This is a genomic window from Agrobacterium sp. DE0009 (assembly GCF_007680755.1).
In the GTDB taxonomy this organism is placed as follows: Bacteria; Pseudomonadota; Alphaproteobacteria; order Rhizobiales; family Rhizobiaceae; genus Agrobacterium; species Agrobacterium tumefaciens_B.
On the sequence record NZ_VEIU01000001.1, the window covers coordinates 1,683,374 to 1,705,754 of the forward strand.

Here is a 22,381-nt window from a genome sequence, read left to right on the forward strand (position 1 = left end):
TGAACGTTCGTGCAAATTCGAAGGGATCGTGCAAGCCCGCTCCAGCGAAGGCATAGAGCGCATCGATGCGCGATTCCATGGCAACGCCTATGCGCCGCATCGGCATGATACCTATGCATTGGGCGTCACGCTTTCCGGCGTCCAGACCTTTACCTATCGCGGCACGTCGCATTTCAGCATGCCCGGAAACGTCATCGTGCTGCATCCAGATGAGGTCCATGACGGCGGCGCAGGCACAGAGGAAGGGCTTCACTATCGCATGCTTTACCTTCCGCCCGAGAAAACGACGCAGGCGGGGTGTCATACGCTGCCGTTTGCCAAACGTGCGGTCATTGAGGATGAAGAATTTCGCCAATGCCTGACGGAGGCACTCGGTAATCTCGCCAGCGAACCTGACAGCCTGCTTCTCACTGACTGGCAGTCGCGGCTTTCGGATCTGCTCTGGAAACATTCGAACGGAAGCCCAAAGCCCATAAAGCGGATCGACCGCGCCGCCGTTCTGCGGTGCCGGGACTATCTGCTGGAGAACAGCGCCGAGACCGTTGAGTCACAGGAACTAGAACAGGTGAGCGGGATAGACCGCTTCACGCTCTTCCGGCATTTTCGGTGTCTGTTGGGTACAAGCCCGCACCGCTACCTCATCATGCGGCGACTGGAAAGGTGCAAGCAAATGATGCGCACGGGTGCAGGGCTTGCAGAAACGGCGTTTGCCTGCGGGTTCGCGGATCAGGCGCATTTCACCCGGCATTTCAAGAATGCCTTCGGCATGCCGCCCGGCCGCTGGCTAAGCCTTGTCTCACGCTAACTCATCTCTGGAAACAGAATGGACCGGTGCGCCGCAGCGCCCGCCATGGCGCCATCACCGACGGAAAGCGCAACCGAGCCAGCTGCTCTTGCCACATCGCCGCAAGCGAAGACCCCGCGGACGGTGGTCTGTTTCATCGGGTCGGTGACGATGGTCGATCCCATCGGCCCCTCGTCGATCTTGCAGCCGAGTTTTTCGATCCAGTTGGCGCTGATCCGCAACTTCGGCTGTGTGAAGAGGCCAGCCAGGGCCATGCTGCGCCCATCCGCCAGAACGACGTCCGCATGCCCCGCAATCTCCCTGATCCGAACCGCCTCCAGGTGGACACCGCGTGCTGCCAGAAGCGCATGCTGGTCCGCATCCGGCTCGAACATCCCGTTGGTGAAAAAGGTCGTCTCGCCCCAGTCGGGAAGCATCAACCCGTGGTGGATAGCCATGGGCGAAGCTGCAATGACGCCGATCTTGCCCCGATCGAGTTCATAGCCATGGCAATAGGGGCAATGAAAGACGGAGGAGCCCCACCGCTCTTTTAGCCCGGGGATGTCGGGAAGCTCATCGGTCACGCCCGTGGCGAGGATGAGCCGGCCCGCCTTTTCCTGTCGGTTGCCATCGATCATGACAACGAAATCGCCGAATGACCCAGCGGCGTCGGTCACCCTGCCCTCGGCCCATTGTATGGTTTTGTAACGTTCGAGCTGGTGTCGCGCCTCGGCAACGATCTCCCCCGGCGCCCTGCCATCCTGTCCGAGAAATCCGTGCGAATGGCTGGAGAAACGATTTCTACGTTCGCCAACGTCGATAATCAGGATGCTCTTTCTGGCGCGGCCAAGCTGCAAGGCCGCGGAGAGGCCGGCATAGCTGCCACCGATAATGATAACGTCGAATTTCATGGGCACACCCTCCGTTCAGGCGGACAAACGTGCCGCCATTTCATGACACTTATATTGTTACATGATTTTTGGCGTCAAGGGTCATGCAACTTATATTGTTACGTCATAGCAAAACTGATAGAATTTGGACGAAATACGGATTCAACCAATGAGACACGACACGCGCCTCTCGCGGGTGCTGCATATTCTGATTCACATGGAAAAACATGAGGGAGCGGCGACGTCGGAGAGCATCGCAGCGATGCTTCAGACCAATCCCGTTGTGGTGCGCAGAACCATGGCCGGTTTGCGCGAGCATGGGTATGTCTCTTCAGAGAAGGGCCATGGCGGCGGATGGGTGTTGGCACGGCCACTTAGTGAAATAACGCTTCTCGACATCTATAAAGCGCTCGGCGCGCCCGAACTGTTTTCGATCGGACTTGCGGGCGATAATCCCGATTGTGTCATCGAGCAAGCGGTGAATGCAGCCCTTTTCGATGCCATGCGGGAAGCCGAAACAATCTTATTGTCCCGTTTTGGAAGCATCGCGCTTTCCCAGCTTGCACAAGAATCCATCAATCGGTGGTCGAGGCTCGCAAACAATCCTTCGGCGATGGAGAAGCTCTAAGGGGCCCATGGCCGCACAAAAAAGCCGCCTGCCCCGGGGCAGACGGCTTTTTTGATTGCTCGACCCTTTAGGGCTGGGTCTTCGTGCCACCGGCATCCGGGCTAGCCGGTGCTGCATTGTTTGCGGGCGGCGTTGCCGGCGTGGTCGGAGCCATCGGTGCCGGTGCCTGGTCAGTCGCCGCTGGCGGCGTGGTCGAGGACGTCGTTGCCGGGTCGGTGGTCGGGCCGCTCATCTGCGACCAGGCGAAAACGCCGACCAGAACGACGACGATGATCGCCAGCCACGGCACCCAGGACGACGACGTACGGGCACGCGTGTCGTTGCTGATATTCAGTTCCGGACGAAGATCGCGGTCCGGACGCGGATTGTTGGGATCGAATGTCATGGTGTTTCCTCCTCTTCATTCTGCGGAGAAAACGACGTTCACGGGATTTTGTTCCGATTTTCGACAAGCGCATCAAAAACGCGGCATCAAGGCTGCTGTAGGAGTGCCTCTGTCAGCACCGTCATGACATGCGAATCTGCCATCTGTGATACGTTGAACCGCATGAAGCCAGACGCGCTTTGCGACGAGCTGAACACATTGCCCGGGGCCAGCACCATCCGTCGCGCAAGCGCCCGACGCGCGACATCAGCGGCATCGATCCCATCCGGCAGGCGGCACCATAGGAACATGCCTGCCTGCGGCTCGATCCACGGCACGCACCCGATTGACCTCAGACGTGCAGACATTTCCGTCATCTTGTCTGCAAGGCGGTGCCGCAGCGCCTCCACGTGTTTGCGGTAACTGCCGTCGGTCAAAAGAGTGTGGACGAGCGCCGCAGAAAAATGTGTTCCACCGAAAGTGGTGGCGATCTTGAGATCGGTCAGGGCGTCCACCCATGCCGTGGGAGCGGCGATGAAACCGCACCGCACCGACGCTGATAGCGTTTTGGAAAAACTGCCGATCTGCACGACACGGTTCAGCCCATCGAAAGCGGCCAGCCGCGGAGATGGCTGCGTTTCAAAATCGGCAAATATATCGTCCTCGACGATCGTCAGCCCGGCCTGTTCGGCAAGCATCAGCAGGCGATGGGCGGAGACGGCGGAAAGTCTTGCGCCAGTCGGGTTATGAATGGCGGAATTGGTGATATAAAGCCGCGGCTGATGGTCTCTCAACGCCTGCTCGAAAAGTGGCAGGTCCGGCCCCGTTGGCGTATAGGGCACCCCTATGATCTTCACACGATGTGCCCGCAACAAAGCGTGGAAATTGAAGTAACAGGGATCATCAACGATCACCGCATCGCCGGGCTGCAGCAGGAAACGGCAGAGAAGATCGATTGCCTGGGTGCCGGACTCCGTGAGCATGATCTGGCTTACATTCGCCTGCACGCCATGTTCGGCCAGCCTGCGTGACAGAAGCTGGCGCAGCGGCAACAGGCCCATTGGGGTGCCATAATCCGTCAGCAAGCCGGCGTCCGCCCGGGCAAGACCCCGCATCGCCCGCTTCAATGCCTCCTGCGGCATCCACGAGGCAGGCAACCAGCCACAACCGGGCTTGGCGAGCGCAGGCCCTTCCTCCAGCGACTGTCGCGACACCCACAAGGGATCGACAGCCCTGTCAAGTTGCGGTTCTATGTTGGCAAGCGAGAGAGGCGCAAGCGGGCCTGACACAAAAAAACCCGAGCCCGGGCGCGAGTTGATCGTACCATCCGCGACGAGCCGGTCGTAAGCCTCAACGACAGTCGAGGTCGAGACCTGCATTGTCTTGGCCAATGCCCGTACGGATGGAAGGCGCGCGCCCGGCACAAGGCTGCGCGCAGCGATGCGCTGGCGGATATTGGCCATCACTCTTTCAATGCGCGTCCCGGCTGCGATCTGATCCACCTTAGTCCCCGACTGTATTGCTCCCATAACCACAACAGTTTTTTGAAATTGTATATGACTGTCGCTGTTCACGCCAGCCGTTCGGGATCAAGAAGGGCAAAACGCAGGAGTTGACGATGGACAAGGCGACAAGTGGCTGGTTAAGCGGCCTGACAGGCGTGGTGATATTCAGCGGCTCGCTCCCCGCAACCCGTCTGGCGGTAACGGGTTTCGACCCCGTTTTCCTGACTGTCGCCCGCGCCAGTATCGCGGGGCTACTGGCCTTGGCACTGTTGTTTCGCTTCCGGCAAAAGCGACCTGCGCGCGATGACCTGACATCGCTGTTCATCGTCTCGCTCGGAGTCGTCGTTGGTTTTCCGCTCCTGACGGCGCTGGCGTTGCGGCACGTCACCTCCGCGCATTCCATCGTTTTCGTCGGGTTGCTGCCGCTTGCGACGGCCATCTTTGCCGTCTTGCGCGGTGGAGAGCGCCCGCGCCCAGTTTTCTGGCTGTTTTCCTGTCTTGGCAGCGCCTTGGTCGCTGGATTTTCACTGTCGAACTCATTCGCCAGTGGAATCGAAACGTCGCTGACCGGCGATCTTTTGATGCTCGGTGCGATTATCGTCTGTGGTCTGGGTTATGCGGAAGGGGCGGCCCTTTCCCGCAAACTCGGCGGCTGGCAGGTCATTTCCTGGGCGCTGGTGCTTTCGCTGCCAGTCATGTTGCCACTTGCGTTTGTGAGCGGGCCAGATACGCTTTCCGGCATCGCTCCGCAGGCATGGGGCGGTCTTGCCTATGTCTCGCTGTTCAGCATGCTGATCGGCTTCATATTCTGGTATCGCGGACTGGCCCTTGGCGGTATCGCCGCTGTAGGACAGTTGCAGTTGCTCCAGCCTTTTTTCGGCCTCGCGCTTGCCGCGACCCTGCTCAATGAAGATGTGAGCCCGGCAATGATCGCCGTCACGATGGTTGTCGTTCTGTGTGTGGCAGGCGCGCGGAAATTCGCGCGCTGATCCTCAACTCGAACGACGTTCCACCCAGCGATGCCAAGCCTCCTCGCTGCCGTTGAAGACGTTGAGATCGATGCGGCCATCGACGCCGTGCGACAGGCCGGAGCCGGAATATTGCCAGAACAGCCACTTGCGGCCGGGATAGACCACCGAAGGATGCTGGGCAACGGCGCGAAGCCAGAAGGGATAGTCCAGGAACTCGCCCTGAAGGTTATCCTTGTAGAAGTCGGGCGCCGTATAGATGATCGGCCGCTGGCCGTAATGGCGTTCGAGCTTGTCCATGAAGACGCGCATCTTTTCCAGGACGCGCTCGCGGGAAAGGCGCATCTTGCAGCTGGATTCGCCGTTATATTCGACGTCTATAACCGGCGGCAGCGCGTCCGGATCACGCGGGACGTTGCGAATGAACCAGTCAGCCTGTTCGCTTGCATTGCGGCACCAGTAAAAGAAATGGTAGGCGCCACGGCGAATACCCGCTTCTTTCGAGCGTTGCCAGTTGGTCCGGAACATCGGATCGAGATGATCGCCGCCATCCGTCGCCTTGATAAAGGCAAAGTTGGCGCCGCGCGTGCGCAGCTGCGGCCAGTTGATGTTGGCCTGCCAGCGGGAAACATCCACGCCGTGAACCTGGAAATGACGGGGCTGGACGCGGCCGAAGTTGATCGGCTTTGCATCGCTGAAGCTTGAGCGGAAGATGCGAGAGCGTATCTGCGCGCCGGCACTTGCAGCCGGTGCGGCAGCCATTGCCAGCTGGACAGGGCGCTCCATTGGCTGTTCGACGGGCCGCGCCATTCCGCTCTGCGACGGCACCGGCAAGCGGATTTCAGGCGCGTTGCCGGGCACGGAAGCTCTGGGCGTGACGGCGGAAAAAGCCTTCGGTTCGCCCGGCACCGGGCCACCCCATGCAAGAACCTCCTGCCGCGGCTGCGCAGCAATCGGCTGCGTGCCGACGCTTGCTTGCGGCACCGGCGCAGATGGCTTGACCGAACTCGTGGTTTCCTTGGACGGCAAACCAGCCATCAGGCTTTCCGGGCCGGAACTGGACGTGCAGCCGCCGAGCAAAAGACAACCGAATAGAAGTGCTGGCACAGCCGATGAACGCATGAGAACCCGTACGCAAAACAATTCGGGGACATGGAGATGCCGCCCGGAGACCTCGAAAAACAAATGCTAACGGAAGATTATCAAAAAAGACTGAATCTTATCTTTACGCTGGCACCTGCCGATGCGCCCCTCATTTGTCAGGGACGCACCGCTTCGAGGTCTGAGGTGGCATTGGTGCTCAGGCAGTCATCGTCGTCGTGTCGACGGTGTTGGCGCCGGGCGCGTTTTTCTTGATCGATTCGATCGCATGGACAGCCGATGCCTTGGCCTTGTAGCCTTCAGACGAGAACATGGTTTCGCCGTTGGATGCCTTGAAGCGGAAACGATATTCCCCGGCCTTGTCTTGGTAGATTTCGAATTTGTACATGTCTTTGCGCCTCCGGTGCAAATCAGGGGTGAACGAGGCAATTTTGAGCAGCCTTGCGCTCACTTCGCAACGGATAATTGCAGGGACTAAATCAGCCGAACCCAGGCACGGGCTATCTCCAGTCCGGCCCCGTCTGCCGCATCCGCCCGTCTGCTGCGGTGCGAGTCATAGTTCTCCAGCCAGCCCGGCGACATTTTTTCGATCGACGTGGGAAAGGTCTTTCTCCACGCATCGACAACCGACGTGGATGCTTCGAAGTGAAATTGTGTGCCATAGGCGGCGCGCCCGACGCGAAAGGCCTGGTTCTTCGTGACCGCGTTGGTCGCAAGCCGCGTCGCGCCGTCAGGAAGCGTGAACGTATCGCAGTGCCACTGAAAAATCGGGAAACTTTCCCCAATTCCGGCCATAAGCGGGTCAGACGCGCCTTCCTCAGTGACGGATACCTCTTCCCACCCAAATTCCGGTGGGCCTGCCAGAATATTTTCGCCGCCATAGGCACGTGCCAGCAACTGGCTACCGAGGCAGACGCCCATCACCGCTTTGCCCGCATCTCCAAAGGATTTCATGAGCCGCGTCAAATCCGGGAAATAGGGCCTGAAGGCATCGTCAAGCGCATTCTGTTCACCGCCAAGAACCACAAGCGCGTCATGATCTCCCGCATGCTGCGGGAGAGGTTCACCCGCATAGGCTTTGATGACATCGACCGTGGCCTCGGCCTCCGTCAAGGCGACGCCCAGTTGGCCCCATGGCGTGCCCGCCATATTTTCGATGATAGCAACGCGCATGAAACCTCTTGGCATGTGAAGAAACGGATCGAGCGCAGCTTCATCACGGCCAAAGCTGATTTTCAAGAGGCGCGAGGTGGGAGGCCGATGGAATGGCGATCTGCCTCAAAATTCCCGCGCCATCCGGGCATCCACCGAATGCCTGTTGCCGCCGCGAACAGCAAAGAACAGGAAGATCGCAGCCCAAAGGATCGATTTTTCCGCCCCACCCAAGCCTTCCGCCTTGACGATTCCATGGAAATAGACGGTTACCAAAAGGACGATCATGGCCGCCAAAGATGCCGGGCGCGTGAAGAGACCGATCGCAACTAGGATGCCGCCGAAAAACTCGGTGGCAGCCAGCAATGGCGACCAGAAGACACCAGGGTAAAAGCCAAGGCTCTCCACCATGCCAACGGCACCGAAAGGATTGACGATCTTGCCGAACCCATGCGTGACGAGCAGAAGTCCTGCCGCGACGCGCAGAATGGTCTCAACCAGGTCATGGGTCGAATTATAAAGCGGCGCAACCGCCGGCACAAAAAGGCGCTGCCGATTATTCTCATACTGGGCCATAGGATCTCCATGTTCAGGCTTCGACAGCTTCTCTGTTCGCAAAGCCACTTGATAAGAACAAGCACATGCCCGTAAAAACATGAGTAGAAATGTTGACATTATCGTGAGCATTATCGTGCTGAAGGAGCCCAGGAATGACCGAGACCAAACCCCGCATAATCATTCGTTACTGCACACAGTGTAACTGGCTTCTTCGCGCAGGCTGGATGGCGCAGGAAATCTTGCAAACCTTCGCCTCCGATGTCGGCGAAGTCAGTCTCGTACCCTCGACCGGCGGCCTGTTCGAGATCACCGCTGATGGGACGACCATATGGGAACGCAAACGCGATGGCGGTTTTCCCGGCCCCAAAGAACTCAAGCAGAGAATCCGTGACATCATCGACCCGGAGCGCGATCTCGGTCATGTCGACAGAACGAATCGTGAGGGCCTCGACACCTGACCCGGCGACATGTTCCAACAGTCTCCAGCAAGTTTTTTCCCTTTAAAATCAACGATCGTCATAAAAGTTCAAAAAGCCTGTTGACACCGAGCGGCTGCCCTCGTACATCGCTCTCCGTCGCCCAGATGGCGGAATTGGTAGACGCGCCAGCTTCAGGTGCTGGTACTCGCAAGGGTGTGGAGGTTCGAGTCCTCTTCTGGGCACCATTCCATTTTTGATCTTAGCCAGATCAAATACTTAGCCAAAAAAAAGCAAAATATAGCCCACCGGCATACGCCGGGAAGCATGTTGCTTTTTGGCTTATCTCTCGTCGCAAAATCGTTACGCAGACAGCCTCCTTCGTCGTCGGAAGGCCGTTTGCCGTCAGTGCTACAGTTGATATCAGCGTGTTACGGCTGAGCTTCCTTATCGCCACTGTTTTGAGAATGTTGCTCACAGTTTGGCGTGCAGGATAGAACGGTGCGCTCCGTCTGGCGGAAGACGCGAACCGTATTACCCTCGTCGATGGAGACGAGAATGCGTTCATCGACAATCGGATTACCATCGGCATCGAGAAGCACAAGATTGGTCGTGCCGAAACTGCGGCCCGTCAGAACAATCGTGGTGGCATCGGCGACCGTGGCATCAGCGACCTTGGAGTTACCAACGATGACCTTGCTGACGGCGCGATCGAGACGAAGAACGCGGGCGTGGTTCATCGAAACCCGCAAAATCTCGTCCTGAGCAAGGGCAGGCTGCAGTGATGCCGAGAGCAAGGCGGACACGCCGACCACGATTTTCGCCAGTTTTCCGTATGACACGCCTTCGGCCCCTGCTTATGCCCCACTTTGCTACTCCAAGAATGCGTGTTTTTAGTGAATTAAGGGTTAAATGAAGCGTACTTGCCGCTCGCAGTCGGAGGTTGGCGTCATGTATTGACACCTCGCTGATCCCGCTACGCCTCAAAACTGTACAGCTGAAGCGTTGCGCAAGAGCGGAGGAGCTTCAAGGAACACCCTCAGCATCGCTGCAATATATTCATTTATCAGCAAAAATAAAAATGCACAGAATACTTTTTGTATTTATTTACCACGTGAAACTCATCATGGTGTTTACTTTGAATTAAGTGTTTTTTTTAAGCGCTTGGAAATCGCTCCGCTGTAGCTTGAGGCCAACCGAACAACGGAAAACAGTTGTCGGCGTGCTGAACCAAACAAGAGTTAGGAGAGACCCATGACCAAGATTTTCACTCGTTTTCTCAAAGACGAATCCGGCGCGACCGCCATCGAATACGGCCTGATCGCAGCGCTTATTTCCGTTGCCATCATCGGCGGAGCGACGACTGTCGGTAGCCAGATCGGCACGCTCTTCACGAATATTGGCACGAAGATGACGACCGCAGCGACGAAGTCTGGCCAGTAATTCTATGATCTCTAATAGTGGCCGCCATGAGAGGCGGCCACTATTAGCATTTTAATTTTTAGACGCACAGCCGGTCACCGCTTGAATGCCGTTCCTATGTGGAAGTTTGAAATGGTTGTTGCTGCAATTTTCTTGATCGTGCCTTTGTGCCTGACCTTTGCTGCACTGAACGACCTCCTCAGCATGACCATACCCAACCGTATTTCCCTGATACTGCTTCTGAGTTTTATAGCAGTGGCAGCCTTTACGGGTATGGACTGGCAAACATTCCTGTTGAGTATGCTAGCCGCTGCAATAGTCTTTTTATGTTGCTTCGCGTTATTTGCTGCAAATGTCATGGGTGGAGGAGATGCCAAACTCCTTACGGCAACTGCGTGCTGGTATGGCTTCAATCTATCGCTTTTAGAATTCCTGCTTGGAACGGCATTTCTTGGCGGGATTCTGACAATCGGCATCCTGATTCTACGCTCGCGCTCGCAGCAAATAATTGCGACAGGGATGCCGATACCAGATTCGTTGCTTGTTGCGAAAAAGGTTCCTTACGGTATTGGGATTGCCGTCGCCGGGCTGATGACGTTCGGTGAGGCGCCGATCGTAAAAGCTGCGATCGCAAGTCTCCACTAGAGACCATCGTCAGGTTATTGTTAAAGGCTTCTTAACCGTAATCGAAAGCAAAATATTAACCATAATTATACCAATCACGCGTCATCCTGAGAGCAGAAAAATCTGATTCCCTCAAGGATCGAGCATGAAGCCGTCGCGCATTGTCATTCTTTCCGTTGCCTTGGCCGCAGCCGGTCTCGCCGGTGTTGTCGCCATGCAGATAACAGGCACCCAGCAGGTTATCGAAAAAGCGGAAACGATCATCCAGAAAGAGCCGACGGTCAACGTTCTTGTCTCCTCCGTCAATCTGCCGGTCGGTAGCCGGCTTAACGATAGCTCCGTGCGATGGACACCATGGCCGAAGGGCAATGTCGTTGATAGTTTCATCACGGACGCGAAGAGGCCCGACGCCATCACCGAGCTTGCTGGCGCGGTCGTGCGGCTGCCTTTGTTTGAAGGTGAGCCTATCCGACCGGAAAAAGTCGTCGATTCCAGCACGCGCATCATGTCTTCGCTCCTGCCGGCTGGCAAACGCGCGGTCGCCACGGAAATTTCCGTTGCAACCGGAGCAGGCGGTTTTGTTCTTCCGAATGATCGTGTCGATGTCATCATGGTCCGCAAGGGCGACAATAACAACTTTCTGACAGAAAACGTCCTGAACAACGTCCGTGTCCTCGCGATCGATCAACAGATCAAGGAAGGTGAGGACGGAACGTCGGCCGTCGTGGGGGCCACAGCGACGCTGGAGCTGACCCCTGAACAGGCAAAGATCATAACCGTGGCGCAGCAGATGGCGGATCGCCTGACCCTCGCTCTGCGCTCCGTATCGGACGCGCAGGAAAACGACACGCTTTCGGCGGGCTATCTTCTCAACGGTGGTTCTGGTCGACCGGAGATTCAGGTCATCAAATCTGGCTCGATCATCAAGGGCGGCCAAGGAGCATCACAATGACCGGGGGTACCATGTCTAAGCGTCTCACCGAGCACCTGCGGTCATCTTTTATGGGCGGCCTCGCTTTTTGCGTGGCATTTTCGGGCATTCCCGGCCCTCATGTGCCCGATGCTCTGCGGTTGGCCGAGGCAAAGGCGCAGAGTGCGAGCATCGTGCGGATAACAGAGAGTGGCAACGGTATTCGTAAACGCCTGAAGCTCGGGCTCAACAAAGCACTGGTCATCGACCTTCCGGATGACGCGCACGACATTCTTGTTGCCGATCCGACACTCGCGGATGCGGTTACACGTACATCAAGGCGCATCTATCTGTTTGGCAAGCTGGTCGGCCAGACAAACATTTTTATTTTCGGAGAAGGCGGTCGCGAAATCGTCAGCCTCGATCTTGAGGTTGAACGGGACATCTCGGGTCTCGAGGCCAATATTAGACGCTTCATCCCAGAATCAGACATCAAGGTCGAGATCGTTTCCGACAACATCGTGCTGAGCGGTAGTGTCAGGACGCCGCAGGATTCCGCCCGCGCGGTGCAGCTTGCTGAGGCCTTCCTCAAAGGCGGCGAGGCCACGACCCGCAATATCTCCCTCACCGGTGGCGATAATGGCGGCGACGCGGCTATATTCGCCGAAGCCCGGCAGAAATCCCAAATTGTCAACATGTTGACGATCGAAGGGGAAGATCAGGTAACCCTAAAGGTTACCGTGGCGGAAGTCAGCCGGCAGGTTCTGAAGCAGCTGGGTTTTAGTGGCCGAGCCTTTGACGGAAGTAACGGCATAACGTTTCAGAATCCCTCGAACCTCGGGAACGCAGGAAGCTTCACCAACAGCATTGGCGGCGCGCTACCGCTCGCCTCGAAATCAATCGGTGGCATGGTCCTGAGTACCTATATTAATGCGATGGAGCAAGCTGGGGTGATGCGCACGCTTGCGGAACCAAGCCTTACCGCCATTTCAGGCGAGCAGGCTAAATTTTACGTCGGCGGCGAGTTTCGTCTAGCTGCTGAACAAGAGGTGGATATCGACAAAGACACTGGCCGTCCTACGGTCACGCGTAGGACGGATACAGTGGATTACGGGATATCCTTGAACTTTCGACCGGTCGTTCTATCGCCAGGTCGCATCAGCCTTAAGATCGAGACAAATGTTTCCGAGCCTACGTATGAGGCAGGTGTGGTCACCGGAAATAACTCCCCCGGCATTCCGGGCAACACCTACATGTCTATCCGCAAGCGCGAAGCGTCAACCAGCGTGGAACTTCCTTCCGGCGGATCGATCGTGATCGCGGGGCTCGTTCAGGACAATATCCGTCAAGCAATGTCCGGGCTTCCGGGCATGTCGAAGATTCCGATTTTCGGGACGCTTTTCCGCAGCAAGGACTTCCTACGCAACGAAACGGAGCTCGTGATCATCGCAACGCCCTATCTGGTTCGGCCTGTTGCCCGCAACCAGATCGCGCGCCCCGATGACAACTTCAATCCAGAAAACGATGCCGCCATGTATTTCATGAACCGCGTCAACAAGGTCTATGGCCGCAAGGACCAGGTTCAGGCGGCGCCCTACCAAGGCTCCGTGGGGTTCATCTACAAATGAAGACGAGCACAACACATCCCCAACCCGATTTCGCAGCAAATCTGGCCCGCGCAGGTGACATCATGCACGTAAACACTCACCTCCATCTGGCACGGCGGATCGGTCTTGCGGCTGTCGTCGCAGTTGTCGCAGGGCTGCTGCAGGGCTGCGCGCGCGACCCGATGACGACCAACGCCATTCCCGATGATTATCGCACCCGCCACCCCATTACGCTTTCTGAAGCAGAGCATTCGCTTGATATACCCGTTTCTGGCGGTGATAGCCGCTTGACCACAGCGATGGCTGACAATGTGCGCGGCTTTGCGCAGAACTATGCTTCCATGTCGACAGGCGTCGTCAATATTCAAATACCATCGGGCTCGGCCAATTCCGCCGCGGCATCGCGAATGGCTAAACAGATCCGCTCCACTCTTTCCGGTGCGGGCGTGGCGCCGGGCAAGATCATGCAAACGCACTACGCCGCCTCTCCCAACGGCGATTCAGCGCCGATCCGCCTGAGCTATGTCGCCGTTACTGCCATGACCGGACAGTGCGGCCAATGGCCCGAAGATCTTTCGGACAATACCTTTGCCAACAAGAACTGGTACAATTTCGGCTGCGCCTCGCAAAGCAATCTCGCAGCACAAGTTGCAAACCCGATGGATCTTGTTGGCCCGCGCGGTATGAGCCCGATCGATGCCGAGCGCCGTGCGGTTGTTATCGACACATACCGCCAGGGTAAAAACACGGCGACGACAAATTGATGCGGCTCCAGAATTCGCCACGGCAGGAAAGACAATGAGCGCTGTAGAATACGATATCAACCCAAGTGGCGGACAGGAAGCCGAACTGCTCTTGCGCGGGTCGGACATGGATCGGCTGCGGCCCTTGCCGCGGATTTCCGTTCACGCGTTCTGCGTCAGCGACAATATGCAGGGCGTGATGGATGCCTTGTCCAGCGACCGGCGCATGAGCAAGGTTACCCTGCGGGTGACGAAGGGCGATATCAACGCGGCGGCCACCATGTTTTCCGCTTCGCCCACGCCCAATCTCATCGTTCTGGAAACAGCGAGCTCGCCCGCCTCGCTGCTCGATGACCTTGCCCCACTGGCTGAGGTCTGCGATCCATCCACGCGCGTCATCATCATCGGCCGTCACAACGACATCACACTTTATCGCGACCTTATCCGCAACGGCATTTCCGAATATCTCGTTGCGCCAATCAATATGGCCGACCTGCTCGGGTCGATAGCCGCTATTTTTGTCGATCCTGAAGCGGAACCGCTCGGGCGCAACATCGCCTTCATCGGCGCCAAGGGCGGCGTTGGTTCATCCACCATCGCGCATAATTGCGCCTTCGGCATATCGAGCCTTTTTTCGACAGAAACCATTCTGGCGGACATGGATCTGGCCTACGGCACCGCCAATATCGATTTCGATCAGGATCCCGCGCAGGGGATGGCTGAAGCGGTCTTTTCTCCAGAGCGGCTGGACGAGGTTTTCCTTGATCGCCTGCTGACGAAATGTTCCGATCATCTGTCGCTTCTTGCGGCGCCGTCGCTTCTCGACAGGACCTACGATCTGGATCGCCAGGCGTTCCTGCCGATCCTTGAGGTCCTGCAACGCAGCGCGCCGGTCGCGGTTCTCGATCTTCCTCACCAATGGTGCGACTGGACGAGAGCCGTTCTTTCAGAAGCTGACGAGGTCGTTATCACCGCGGTTCCGGATCTCGCCAATCTGCGCAACACCAAGAACCTGTTCGATGCCCTGATCAAGCTGCGGCCGAACGACAAATTACCGCATCTCATCCTCAATCAGGTCGGCATGCCGAAAAGGCCTGAAATCGCACCCGCGGACTTCCTCGAGCCCCTGGAGATCGAGCCGATCGCGGTCATCCACTTCGACGCGCAATTGTTCGGGAACGCTGCCAATAGTGGGCGTATGATCAGCGAGCTGGACGAAAAATCCCAAACGGCGGAGACGTTTTCGCAGATCGCCCACACTATCACTGGCCGCACGGTACTGCGCAAAAGCAGACGCGGTGGCCTAGAAAAACTGAAGAATATTCTCAAGCGCAAGTAGGTCTTTTGCCTGCGTTGTTAGACGGAAACGCCGATGTTCGGAAAACGCGGGCCTGAGGGCCCAGTCAGAAGCACGAAACCGGATCTTGTTGCGCCTGTCCCCGTGCAGACGGTGATGGCGCCTGAGCCCCGTTCCGCGGCAATCGATACGCTTGAACCCGGCCAAAAACCCGTGACGCGTCAAGCCCCGGCAACCGCATCCCCGGCGCAGAGAAAACGCGCCCGGACGGAAGAATATTACAATACCAAGAGCCAGGTGTTTTCGGCTCTCATCGATACCATCGACCTTTCGCAGCTCGCCAAACTCGACGCGGAAAGCGCGCGTGAGGAAATTCGCGATATCGTCAACGACATCATCACGATCAAAAGTTTTGCGATGTCGATTGCCGAGCAGGAAGAGTTGCTAGAGGACATCTGCAACGACGTTCTCGGCTATGGTCCGCTGGAGCCGCTTCTCGCACGCGACGACATTGCCGATATCATGGTCAACGGTTCCGGCCAGACCTTTATCGAAGTGGGTGGAAAGACCATCGAGTCCGATATCCGCTTTCGTGACAATGCGCAGCTGCTTTCCATCTGCCAGCGGATCGTCAGTCAGGTCGGCCGCCGTGTCGATGAATCGAGCCCGATCTGCGACGCGCGCCTGCCGGATGGATCGCGCGTCAACGTCATTGCTCCGCCCCTTGCCATCGACGGTCCGGCACTGACAATCCGAAAATTCAAGAAGGACAAGCTGACGCTCGATCAACTCGTGCGCTTCGGAGCGATTACGCCCGAAGGCGCGACATTGCTGAAGATCATCGGCCGTGTCCGCTGCAATGTCGTCATCTCAGGCGGCACCGGCTCGGGTAAGACAACGCTTCTTAACTGCCTGACGAGCTTCATCGACAGGGACGAACGTGTCATCACCTGCGAAGACACCGCCGAACTGCAACTGCAACAGCCGCATGTCGTGCGGCTCGAGACACGGCCGCCCAACATTGAAGGAGAGGGCGAGATCACGATGCGCGATCTCGTCAAGAACTGCCTTCGTATGCGGCCTGAACGCATCATCGTCGGCGAAGTGCGCGGACCGGAGGTTTTTGACCTGCTGCAGGCCATGAACACCGGTCATGACGGCTCGATGGGAACGCTGCACGCCAATACCCCGCGCGAATGCCTCAGCCGCATCGAATCGATGATTGCGATGGGCGGTTTTACGCTGCCGGCAAAGACCGTCCGCGAAATCATTTCGGGATCGATCGATGTCGTCGTTCAGGCGGCGCGTCTGCGAGACGGGTCACGTCGGATCACGCAGATCACCGAGGTGATCGGCATGGAAGGCGATGTTATCGTCACCCAGGACCTGATGCGATACGAGATCGAGGGCGAAGACGCCAACGGCAAGCTGATCGGCAGGCATGTCTCGACCGGTATCAGCAAGCCCCATTTCTGGGATCGCGCCCGCTATTACGGTGAAGAAAAACGGTTGGCGGCCGCGCTCGATGAAATGGAAAAGATGTCCTAACGGGAAGCGACGGCCATGGACCCGACGATCGTATTACTGGCAATACTCGTCGCCATCTCGGCGGGGGCCTTTGCTTATGCGTTTCTCTTTCAGCAGATCGAGGTCGAAAAAAAGACGAGCAGCCGCTTCAAGCGCGTGAAGGCCGCCGAGACGGATCACGCCAATATCAAGGCGGCGCGCGACCGTGTGCAGGAACTCAGCAAGCGGCGCAAATCCATGCAGGACAGCCTGCGCGATATGGAGAAAAAGCAGAACGAAAAGGCCAAGAAGGCAAAGGATGTCAGCCTTCGCGACAAGCTGGTACAGGCTGGGCTGGGTATTTCCGCCCGAAAATTCCATATGCTGACCATCGGCGCAGCTGTCTTTTCTGTGCTTGTCGCTCTGCTTTATGACCTGTCCCCGCTCATCGCTCTACTCATCGGACTCGTCGCCGCACTGGGACTACCCCGATGGACACTCGCATTCATTCTTAAGCGGCGGCAAAAAAAATTCCTCGCGGAATTTCCCAATGCTCTGGATGTCATGTGCCGCTCGATCAAATCGGGGTTGCCGCTAAACGACGCGGTTCGGCTTATAGCGTCAGATGGCCAGGAACCCGTCAAATCCGAATTCCAGCGTGTCGTCGACGCACAACAGGTGGGCATCGGCATTCCGCAGGGAATAGAGCGCATGATGCTGACCATGCCGTTGTTTGAAGTCAGCTTCTTCAGCACCGTCATCAATATTCAGGCCCAGGCGGGCGGCAACCTTTCGGAAGCGCTGTCCAATCTCTCAAAGGTATTGCGTGACCGCAAAAAAATGCGCGCCAAGGTGAACGCCCTTTCGATGGAAGCGAAAGCGTCCGCGGTTATCATCGGCGCCCTGCCGTTCATCGTCATGATGCTGGTGCATTTCACCTCGCCGGACTATCTCTCGATCCTTTTCACCGACTTGCGCGGGCACATCATTCTGGGCGCGTCCGGGCTTTGGATGCTGATCGGGATATTCATCATGCGCCAGATGATCAATTTCGATATTTGAGGTCGCGGCATGACAGGAAATCTTCTTTCTAGCCTCACCGATCCCCAGACGATCGTCGCTGCTCTCGTCACTCTGGCTGTCTTTGCGACGCTCTACACGCTGATCATGCCATTCCTGGAGCGAAAAGACCTCGCCAAGCGTATGAAAGCGGTCTCGTCGGAACGGGAGTTCATTCGAAGCCGCGAACGCGAGCGGCTTTCGACAGCCACGCGTGACGGCAGGACATCGCTTCGTGGCAACAACAACAAGTCCGCCCGGCGCATCGTTGAAAAATTCAATCTTCGCGAAGCGCTTGCCGACCAGAATACGATGAACAAACTGCGTGCGGCCGGCCTGCGCTCGCAGAATGCCTTCAACACTTTTCTCGCCGCCCGATTCATCTTGCCCTTCATCTTCCTGGCCGTGGCATTCACCTGGGTTTTTGTTCTCGGGAACCTCGCCGACAAAGCGTTTGTATTTCGGCTGATGGCGGTGCTGCTGTTCGGATATATCGGCTTTTACGCCCCAAACATCTATGTCTCGAACCGCATGAACAAGCGGCAGGCATCGATAAGGCGGGCCTGGCCCGATGCGCTCGATCTGATGCTCATCTGCATCGAATCAGGCGTCTCGATGGAGGCTGCCATGCGACGTGTTGCCGAGGAAATGGGTGAACAGTCTCCTGAGCTTGCGGAAGAAATGATGCTGACGACGGCGGAACTTTCCTTTTTGCAGGACCGGCGTGTCGCTCTTGAGAATTTTGGTCAACGCACCCAGCTGGAAGGGGTGAAAAGCGTGGTGCAAGCTCTGATTCAGGCCGAGCGTTACGGTACGCCGCTCGCCCAGGCCCTTCGCGTCCTTGCGCAGGAAGGGCGCGACGAACGAATGAATGAAGCAGAAAAAAAGGCGGCAGCGCTACCGCCTAAATTGACCGTACCCATGATCATATTTTTTCTGCCGGTATTGGTTGCCGTCATTCTTGGACCGGCGATCATCCGCGTTATGGACACGTTTTGACATTAATGCCGCCAACGATCACGGCAGCATGCAACGTCCCAACGTAACCTTGATTGCTTTAGCAACCCCACGTTTCAACCCGCGGTCTTGGGGTCCTTCTTCGCCAGCTGCTGCCAGGAATTCTGCTGTGAGAGCATTGCACGCAGATAGCTGAGATTGGCTTGGGCCTGCTGCGCGGAGAGTTCCTGCACCACGATGCGTTCCGCTTCCGCAAACCTGCCCTGCAGACCGACGACGAGCGCGAGGTTCTGGCGGACGCGGCTGTCGGCGCCGGGCTGGGCGATGGCCGATTGCAGATAGGTTTCGGCCGTGCGCGGATCGCTCGACAGGACATAGGACATGCCGAGATTGGACAGGACACTTGGGTCGTTGGGCTTGAGGTCCAGCGCCTGACGATATCTGGAGCGAGCCTCGTTCGAGCGTCCAAGCTGGTCGAGCACGGCGCCTTCGGCGGAGTAGAGCCGCCAGTCGGGACGATCAGGGGTCTGCGCCCGCTGGATGGTCGAGAGCGCCTGCTCCAGCTGGCCGGCTGCGGCCTGCGCCTTGCCGTAGGCGGCAAGAACCTCGCGGTCCGCCGGGTTGGCGATGGCGATCTGCTGCATCACGGCGAGCGCCTGCGTATTCTTGCCCGTCATCATCAGCACGCTGGCGTAGTTCATGCCGACAGATTTGTCTTTAGGATTGCGTTCATAGGCTTTACCAGCGCTTTCTTCGGCCTGGCGAAGCTGATCCATGTTCATGCGGTCATAGGAGCGTGTGGCGGCAGGGGTGGAGCCGGTTGACATGCGGTCCGGCTTGTTCGTGCTTGCGCATCCTGAAATCGCGACAGCCAGTGCCGCGAGACATGCTCCCCGACGTAGTCCTGTTTGGCCTTTGGTCAGCAAAGAAAATGCAGTCACGGCAGCGCCCCCGCCCAAGAATGATCGATCTTGCGCCCGACACACGACAGACTCACATGACGCAACTTTCGCTTAAGCAATAATCTGTTAACCCTAACAGAGCGTTAATCGCACCGATTCACGAGAGTTACGGAAACATCCCATGGCGCCTTATCAGTTCATCGAACGTGCTACCTCTTTCAGCTCGAAGGCCGGCAGCACGTTGCCCGTTTTTGCCGTGACGCCGGCCCATATCGAACAGGGCGCCATCGACCCCGTCGCACTTGACTGGGCCAAAAAGGCTGGCTTCAAGGCCGAGGCCGGCGCTATCCTGCTCGTTCCCTCCGCGGACGGATCGCTCGGCGGCGCGCTTCTCGGGTTGGGTGGCAATCCTTCCGAGATACCCTTCATTACCGGCAAGCTCGCGCGTGACCTGCCTGAGGGGGAGTGGCATATCGAAACCGCACCGCTGACGGCCAATCGCCTCGCGCTCGGCTTCGGCCTCGGCAGCTATCGCTTTGACAAATACAAGACCACCAAGACGAACGGGGCAAAGCTCCTCATTCCGCAGGACGCTGAAGATGGTGAGATCAAACGCGTGTTAGCCGGTGTCTTCATGGCGCGCGACCTCATCAACGTGCCGGCCAACGACATGGGGCCGGATGAGCTTGAGATCGCATTCCGCGCGCTTGCCGCCCATTACAAGGCGAAGGTGAAGGTCATCACCGGCGACGATCTGCTCAAGGAAAACTTTCCCCTGATCCATGCCGTAGGCCGTGCCAGCGAAAGCGCGCCGCGGCTTCTGGAAATGAACTGGGGCAAGAAGGGCAGTCCGCGCCTCACTCTGGTAGGCAAGGGCGTGTGCTTCGATACGGGCGGTCTCGATATCAAGCCTGCCGCTTCCATGGCGCTGATGAAGAAGGATATGGGTGGCGCTGCCAATGTTCTTGGTCTTGCGTTGATGATCATGGATGCGAAACTGCCGGTCGATCTGCGTGTGCTCGTACCCGCGGTTGAAAACTCGATCTCTTCGAATGCTTTTCGTCCCGGCGATATCTATAAGAGCCGCAAGGGGCTGACCGTGCAGATCGACAATACCGACGCCGAAGGCCGCCTCGTTTTGGCGGATGCTCTGGCCCATGCGGACGAAGATGCGCCTGATCTGATGATCGACATGGCGACGCTGACAGGTGCGGCGCGTGTGGCGCTGGGGCCCGATTTGCCACCCTTCTATACGGATGACGAGGATCTGGCGCATGATATCGCGGAAGCCAGCATCGATACGGATGATCCGCTCTGGCGCATGCCGCTTTACATGGGTTACGACAAGGATATTCGCTCTCGGGCGGCCGATATCACCAACGCGCCGTCCGGCGGCATGGCCGGATCTATCACCGCCGCCCTGTTCCTGAAGCGCTTCGTGACGAATACAAAGCGCTGGGCCCATTTCGATATTTACGGCTGGTCGCTCAGCGAGCGGCACCACTCATCGATCGGCGGTGAGGCACAGGGCATTCGAGCGCTCTTCCGATACCTCACGCAACACTTCGCGAAGTAATCCTATCCACGCTTCGTCGGGCGCCTCCAAATCAGGAGCGTCCGATCGCGACGCGAGGCATCGACTGCCCGCTGCGTTTGCCCTCCAGCGAAAGCGTCAAACCAGAACTTTTTGTTCCTTGTGATCTTCCTGGCCGAAGAACTTGAGATAGCGCTGCACCTCGGCCGGGTCTCCGGTTGCCTTCTGCGGATTGTCCGAGAGCTTCACCGCGGGGCGGCCGTTGGCGTCGCTGACCTTACAGACGATGGAAATCGGCTTGAGGCTGGCAATGGTTTTGGGCGCACAGCCGGCAAAATCGTTGGTGAGGTTCGTGCCCCAGCCAAAGCTCATGCGAACCCGGCCTTCGAAGTGCCTGTAGGTGTCGATGATGGCGTCGACATCCAGACCGTCGGAGAAGATCAGCATTTTCTTGCGCGGGTCGCGGCCCATCTTCTGCCACCACTCGATGATCTTTTCACCGCCCTCGATCGGCGGCGCGCTATCAGGACGGAAACCGGTCCAGTCTGCAACCCATTCCGGGGCATTGCGCAGAAATGCAGCGGTGCCAAACGCATCCGGCAGCACGATCAACAAGTTGCCGCCATAAAGCCGGTTCCAGTCCTTCAGAACCTGATAGGGGGCAGCAGCGAGCTCCTCATCCGTCTGGGCGAGTGCCGCAACCACCATCGGCAGCTCATGGGCGTTCGTACCGACAGCTTCCAGATCGGAATCCATAGCGAGCAGGACGTTGCTCGTACCGGTAAAGGCTGGGCCGATGCCTTCTTTCAACGCCTCGACGCACCAGCGCTGCCAAAGAAAGCTGTGGCGGCGACGGGTCCCGAAATCGGAGATGCGCAGCCCGGGAAGTTCCCGCAGCCGTTCCACCTTCTCCCACATCTTGGCCTTTGCGCGGGCATAGAGGACATCGAGCGTGAAATATCCGAGCGAACGCATGGCGCTGCGCGAACGCAGCTCGTTGATGATGGCGAGCGCCGGGATTTCCCACAGCGTCGTATCCATCCAGCGGCCGTGGAAATTCAGCTCATATTGCCCATCACGCTTGAAAAGCTCGTATTCCGGCAATTGATAGCTGGACAGCCAGGAGAGGAATTCAGGCTCGAAAATCTGCGAGCGGCCGTAAAAGGTGTTACCCGCGAGCCAGATATTCTCCTTCTTGGAGAGGCGAAGGGTGCGTGCGTGATCGAGCTGTTCGCGCAATTCCATCTCGTCGATCTCTTCCGCCAGCCGCACGGTTTTCGTGCGGTTGATCAGCGAAAAAGTCGCATCGACCTCCGGATAAAGCTTCCAGATCATCTGCAGCATCAGAAGCTTGTAGAAGTCCGTATCGATCAGGCTGCGGACGATCGGGTCTAGTTTCCAGGTATGATTGTGGACGCGGGTGGCTATATCGGTCTTCGTCATACTTGCATTCC

The 22,381-nt window shown here is 57.6% G+C and carries 24 protein-coding genes and 1 tRNA gene; 15 read left to right on the top strand and 10 right to left on the bottom strand.

All coding sequences use genetic code 11. The features are described from left to right. Window positions 1-28 precede the first annotated feature (28 nt). Window positions 29-805, top strand: a complete 777-nt coding sequence (locus tag FS804_RS08485; RefSeq protein WP_186376705.1) for an AraC family transcriptional regulator — start codon at window positions 29-31, stop codon at window positions 803-805. Here FS804_RS08485 and FS804_RS08490 read toward each other — a convergent pair. Further along, complete coding sequence (locus tag FS804_RS08490; RefSeq protein WP_144576157.1) at window positions 802-1,695, bottom strand: NAD(P)/FAD-dependent oxidoreductase; 894 nt, start codon at window positions 1,693-1,695, stop codon at window positions 802-804. The genes FS804_RS08485 and FS804_RS08490 overlap by 4 nt on opposite strands. A 148-nt stretch (window positions 1,696-1,843) precedes the next feature. On the opposite strand from FS804_RS08490, the gene FS804_RS08495 reads away from it, so the two are divergent. Then, window positions 1,844-2,302 carry an Rrf2 family transcriptional regulator gene (locus tag FS804_RS08495; protein ID WP_144576375.1) on the top strand — a complete coding sequence of 153 codons (459 nt, stop codon included), beginning with the start codon at window positions 1,844-1,846 and terminating at the stop codon, window positions 2,300-2,302. Between the two features lie 67 nt (window positions 2,303-2,369). Here FS804_RS08495 and FS804_RS08500 read toward each other — a convergent pair whose 3' ends face one another. Both FS804_RS08500 and FS804_RS08505 read right to left on the bottom strand, forming a co-directional pair. Beyond that, complete coding sequence (locus FS804_RS08500; RefSeq protein ID WP_144576158.1) at window positions 2,370-2,687, bottom strand: hypothetical protein; 318 nt, start codon at window positions 2,685-2,687, stop codon at window positions 2,370-2,372. A gap of 86 nt (window positions 2,688-2,773) precedes the next feature. Beyond that, window positions 2,774-4,195, bottom strand: a complete 1,422-nt coding sequence (locus FS804_RS08505) for a PLP-dependent aminotransferase family protein (protein ID WP_144576376.1) — start codon at window positions 4,193-4,195, stop codon at window positions 2,774-2,776. Between the two features lie 89 nt (window positions 4,196-4,284). Here FS804_RS08505 and FS804_RS08510 point away from each other — a divergent pair, with 89 nt between their 5' ends. Continuing rightward, complete coding sequence (locus FS804_RS08510; RefSeq protein ID WP_144576159.1) at window positions 4,285-5,160, top strand: DMT family transporter; 876 nt, start codon at window positions 4,285-4,287, stop codon at window positions 5,158-5,160. A gap of 3 nt (window positions 5,161-5,163) precedes the next feature. Here FS804_RS08510 and FS804_RS08515 read toward each other — a convergent pair whose 3' ends face one another. From FS804_RS08515 to FS804_RS08530, 4 genes are all read right to left on the bottom strand, one after another. Next, window positions 5,164-6,261, bottom strand: coding sequence for a GH25 family lysozyme (locus FS804_RS08515; protein WP_144576160.1), 1,098 nt, complete (start codon window positions 6,259-6,261; stop codon window positions 5,164-5,166). A 178-nt stretch (window positions 6,262-6,439) separates the two neighbouring features. Next, the gene (locus FS804_RS08520; protein WP_063949465.1) at window positions 6,440-6,628 is read right to left on the bottom strand and encodes a YegP family protein; all 189 of its coding nucleotides are present in this window, start codon (window positions 6,626-6,628) and stop codon (window positions 6,440-6,442) included. 86 nt (window positions 6,629-6,714) lie between these two features. After that, window positions 6,715-7,413 (bottom strand): type 1 glutamine amidotransferase, encoded by a 699-nt coding sequence (locus tag FS804_RS08525; protein WP_186376707.1) that lies wholly within the window; start codon window positions 7,411-7,413, stop codon window positions 6,715-6,717. A 105-nt stretch (window positions 7,414-7,518) separates the two neighbouring features. Then, window positions 7,519-7,968, bottom strand: coding sequence for a DoxX family protein (locus FS804_RS08530; RefSeq protein WP_144576161.1), 450 nt, complete (start codon window positions 7,966-7,968; stop codon window positions 7,519-7,521). 134 nt (window positions 7,969-8,102) lie between these two features. Between FS804_RS08530 and FS804_RS08535 the strand changes: the two genes are divergently transcribed. Continuing rightward, window positions 8,103-8,408, top strand: a complete 306-nt coding sequence (locus FS804_RS08535; protein ID WP_063949463.1) for a SelT/SelW/SelH family protein — start codon at window positions 8,103-8,105, stop codon at window positions 8,406-8,408. Between the two features lie 119 nt (window positions 8,409-8,527). After that, window positions 8,528-8,614: transfer RNA gene (locus FS804_RS08540), tRNA-Leu, on the top strand. Between the two features lie 183 nt (window positions 8,615-8,797). Here FS804_RS08540 and FS804_RS08545 read toward each other — a convergent pair. After that, on the bottom strand, window positions 8,798-9,181 hold the full coding sequence (locus FS804_RS08545; RefSeq protein ID WP_144576378.1) for a pilus assembly protein N-terminal domain-containing protein: 384 nt from the start codon (window positions 9,179-9,181) through the stop codon (window positions 8,798-8,800). Window positions 9,182-9,620: 439 nt separating this feature from the next. On the opposite strand from FS804_RS08545, the gene FS804_RS08555 reads away from it, so the two are divergent. From FS804_RS08555 to FS804_RS08595, 9 genes are all read left to right on the top strand, one after another. Further along, entirely contained in the window at window positions 9,621-9,809 is a 189-nt protein-coding gene (locus tag FS804_RS08555; protein WP_144576162.1) for a Flp family type IVb pilin, read from the top strand. A gap of 111 nt (window positions 9,810-9,920) precedes the next feature. Next, window positions 9,921-10,433, top strand: coding sequence for a prepilin peptidase (locus FS804_RS08560; RefSeq protein ID WP_144576163.1), 513 nt, complete (start codon window positions 9,921-9,923; stop codon window positions 10,431-10,433). A 124-nt stretch (window positions 10,434-10,557) separates the two neighbouring features. Continuing rightward, window positions 10,558-11,364 carry a Flp pilus assembly protein CpaB gene (gene cpaB / locus FS804_RS08565; protein ID WP_144576164.1) on the top strand — a complete coding sequence of 269 codons (807 nt, stop codon included), beginning with the start codon at window positions 10,558-10,560 and terminating at the stop codon, window positions 11,362-11,364. Continuing rightward, window positions 11,361-12,950, top strand: a complete 1,590-nt coding sequence (locus FS804_RS08570; protein WP_144576165.1) for a type II and III secretion system protein family protein — start codon at window positions 11,361-11,363, stop codon at window positions 12,948-12,950. Before cpaB ends, FS804_RS08570 begins: the two co-directional genes overlap by 4 nt. Before the next feature lie 62 nt (window positions 12,951-13,012). After that, the gene (locus FS804_RS08575; protein ID WP_063949799.1) at window positions 13,013-13,693 is read left to right on the top strand and encodes a CpaD family pilus assembly protein; all 681 of its coding nucleotides are present in this window, start codon (window positions 13,013-13,015) and stop codon (window positions 13,691-13,693) included. 34 nt (window positions 13,694-13,727) lie between these two features. Continuing rightward, window positions 13,728-15,011, top strand: a complete 1,284-nt coding sequence (locus FS804_RS08580) for a CpaE family protein (RefSeq protein WP_144576166.1) — start codon at window positions 13,728-13,730, stop codon at window positions 15,009-15,011. A 33-nt stretch (window positions 15,012-15,044) separates the two neighbouring features. Then, window positions 15,045-16,517 (top strand): CpaF family protein, encoded by a 1,473-nt coding sequence (locus tag FS804_RS08585; protein ID WP_063949456.1) that lies wholly within the window; start codon window positions 15,045-15,047, stop codon window positions 16,515-16,517. 15 nt (window positions 16,518-16,532) lie between these two features. Beyond that, window positions 16,533-17,537, top strand: coding sequence for a type II secretion system F family protein (locus FS804_RS08590; RefSeq protein ID WP_144576167.1), 1,005 nt, complete (start codon window positions 16,533-16,535; stop codon window positions 17,535-17,537). A 9-nt stretch (window positions 17,538-17,546) separates the two neighbouring features. Next, complete coding sequence (locus tag FS804_RS08595; protein WP_144576168.1) at window positions 17,547-18,533, top strand: type II secretion system F family protein; 987 nt, start codon at window positions 17,547-17,549, stop codon at window positions 18,531-18,533. Between the two features lie 74 nt (window positions 18,534-18,607). Here FS804_RS08595 and FS804_RS08600 read toward each other — a convergent pair whose 3' ends face one another. Then, window positions 18,608-19,318 carry a tetratricopeptide repeat protein gene (locus FS804_RS08600; protein ID WP_186376709.1) on the bottom strand — a complete coding sequence of 237 codons (711 nt, stop codon included), beginning with the start codon at window positions 19,316-19,318 and terminating at the stop codon, window positions 18,608-18,610. Window positions 19,319-19,574: 256 nt separating this feature from the next. Between FS804_RS08600 and FS804_RS08605 the strand changes: the two genes are divergently transcribed. Next, complete coding sequence (locus FS804_RS08605) at window positions 19,575-20,969, top strand: M17 family metallopeptidase (RefSeq protein ID WP_144576170.1); 1,395 nt, start codon at window positions 19,575-19,577, stop codon at window positions 20,967-20,969. Between the two features lie 96 nt (window positions 20,970-21,065). Here FS804_RS08605 and pncB read toward each other — a convergent pair whose 3' ends face one another. After that, entirely contained in the window at window positions 21,066-22,370 is a 1,305-nt protein-coding gene (gene pncB, locus FS804_RS08610) for a nicotinate phosphoribosyltransferase (RefSeq protein WP_063949451.1), read from the bottom strand. Window positions 22,371-22,381 lie beyond the last annotated feature (11 nt).

What these genes read in the sequence shown, in the direction of transcription:
- FS804_RS08560 (WP_144576163.1), top strand. Translation starts at nt 9,921, where the DNA reads ATGGTTGTTGCTGCAATTTTCTTGATCGTGCCTTTGTGCCTGACCTTT.
- FS804_RS08530 (WP_144576161.1), bottom strand. Translation starts at nt 7,968, where the DNA reads ATGGCCCAGTATGAGAATAATCGGCAGCGCCTTTTTGTGCCGGCGGTT.
- FS804_RS08590 (WP_144576167.1), top strand. Translation starts at nt 16,533, where the DNA reads ATGGACCCGACGATCGTATTACTGGCAATACTCGTCGCCATCTCGGCG.
- FS804_RS08515 (WP_144576160.1), bottom strand. Translation starts at nt 6,261, where the DNA reads ATGCGTTCATCGGCTGTGCCAGCACTTCTATTCGGTTGTCTTTTGCTC.
- FS804_RS08505 (WP_144576376.1), bottom strand. Translation starts at nt 4,195, where the DNA reads ATGGGAGCAATACAGTCGGGGACTAAGGTGGATCAGATCGCAGCCGGG.
- FS804_RS08510 (WP_144576159.1), top strand. Translation starts at nt 4,285, where the DNA reads ATGGACAAGGCGACAAGTGGCTGGTTAAGCGGCCTGACAGGCGTGGTG.
- FS804_RS08575 (WP_063949799.1), top strand. Translation starts at nt 13,013, where the DNA reads ATGCACGTAAACACTCACCTCCATCTGGCACGGCGGATCGGTCTTGCG.
- FS804_RS08595 (WP_144576168.1), top strand. Translation starts at nt 17,547, where the DNA reads ATGACAGGAAATCTTCTTTCTAGCCTCACCGATCCCCAGACGATCGTC.
- FS804_RS08600 (WP_186376709.1), bottom strand. Translation starts at nt 19,318, where the DNA reads ATGTCAACCGGCTCCACCCCTGCCGCCACACGCTCCTATGACCGCATG.
- FS804_RS08525 (WP_186376707.1), bottom strand. Translation starts at nt 7,413, where the DNA reads ATGCGCGTTGCTATCATCGAAAATATGGCGGGCACGCCATGGGGCCAA.
- FS804_RS08495 (WP_144576375.1), top strand. Translation starts at nt 1,844, where the DNA reads ATGAGACACGACACGCGCCTCTCGCGGGTGCTGCATATTCTGATTCAC.
- pncB (WP_063949451.1), bottom strand. Translation starts at nt 22,370, where the DNA reads ATGACGAAGACCGATATAGCCACCCGCGTCCACAATCATACCTGGAAA.
- cpaB (WP_144576164.1), top strand. Translation starts at nt 10,558, where the DNA reads ATGAAGCCGTCGCGCATTGTCATTCTTTCCGTTGCCTTGGCCGCAGCC.
- FS804_RS08535 (WP_063949463.1), top strand. Translation starts at nt 8,103, where the DNA reads ATGACCGAGACCAAACCCCGCATAATCATTCGTTACTGCACACAGTGT.
- FS804_RS08570 (WP_144576165.1), top strand. Translation starts at nt 11,361, where the DNA reads ATGACCGGGGGTACCATGTCTAAGCGTCTCACCGAGCACCTGCGGTCA.
- FS804_RS08585 (WP_063949456.1), top strand. Translation starts at nt 15,045, where the DNA reads ATGTTCGGAAAACGCGGGCCTGAGGGCCCAGTCAGAAGCACGAAACCG.
- FS804_RS08605 (WP_144576170.1), top strand. Translation starts at nt 19,575, where the DNA reads ATGGCGCCTTATCAGTTCATCGAACGTGCTACCTCTTTCAGCTCGAAG.
- FS804_RS08520 (WP_063949465.1), bottom strand. Translation starts at nt 6,628, where the DNA reads ATGTACAAATTCGAAATCTACCAAGACAAGGCCGGGGAATATCGTTTC.
- FS804_RS08580 (WP_144576166.1), top strand. Translation starts at nt 13,728, where the DNA reads ATGAGCGCTGTAGAATACGATATCAACCCAAGTGGCGGACAGGAAGCC.
- FS804_RS08555 (WP_144576162.1), top strand. Translation starts at nt 9,621, where the DNA reads ATGACCAAGATTTTCACTCGTTTTCTCAAAGACGAATCCGGCGCGACC.
- FS804_RS08500 (WP_144576158.1), bottom strand. Translation starts at nt 2,687, where the DNA reads ATGACATTCGATCCCAACAATCCGCGTCCGGACCGCGATCTTCGTCCG.
- FS804_RS08490 (WP_144576157.1), bottom strand. Translation starts at nt 1,695, where the DNA reads ATGAAATTCGACGTTATCATTATCGGTGGCAGCTATGCCGGCCTCTCC.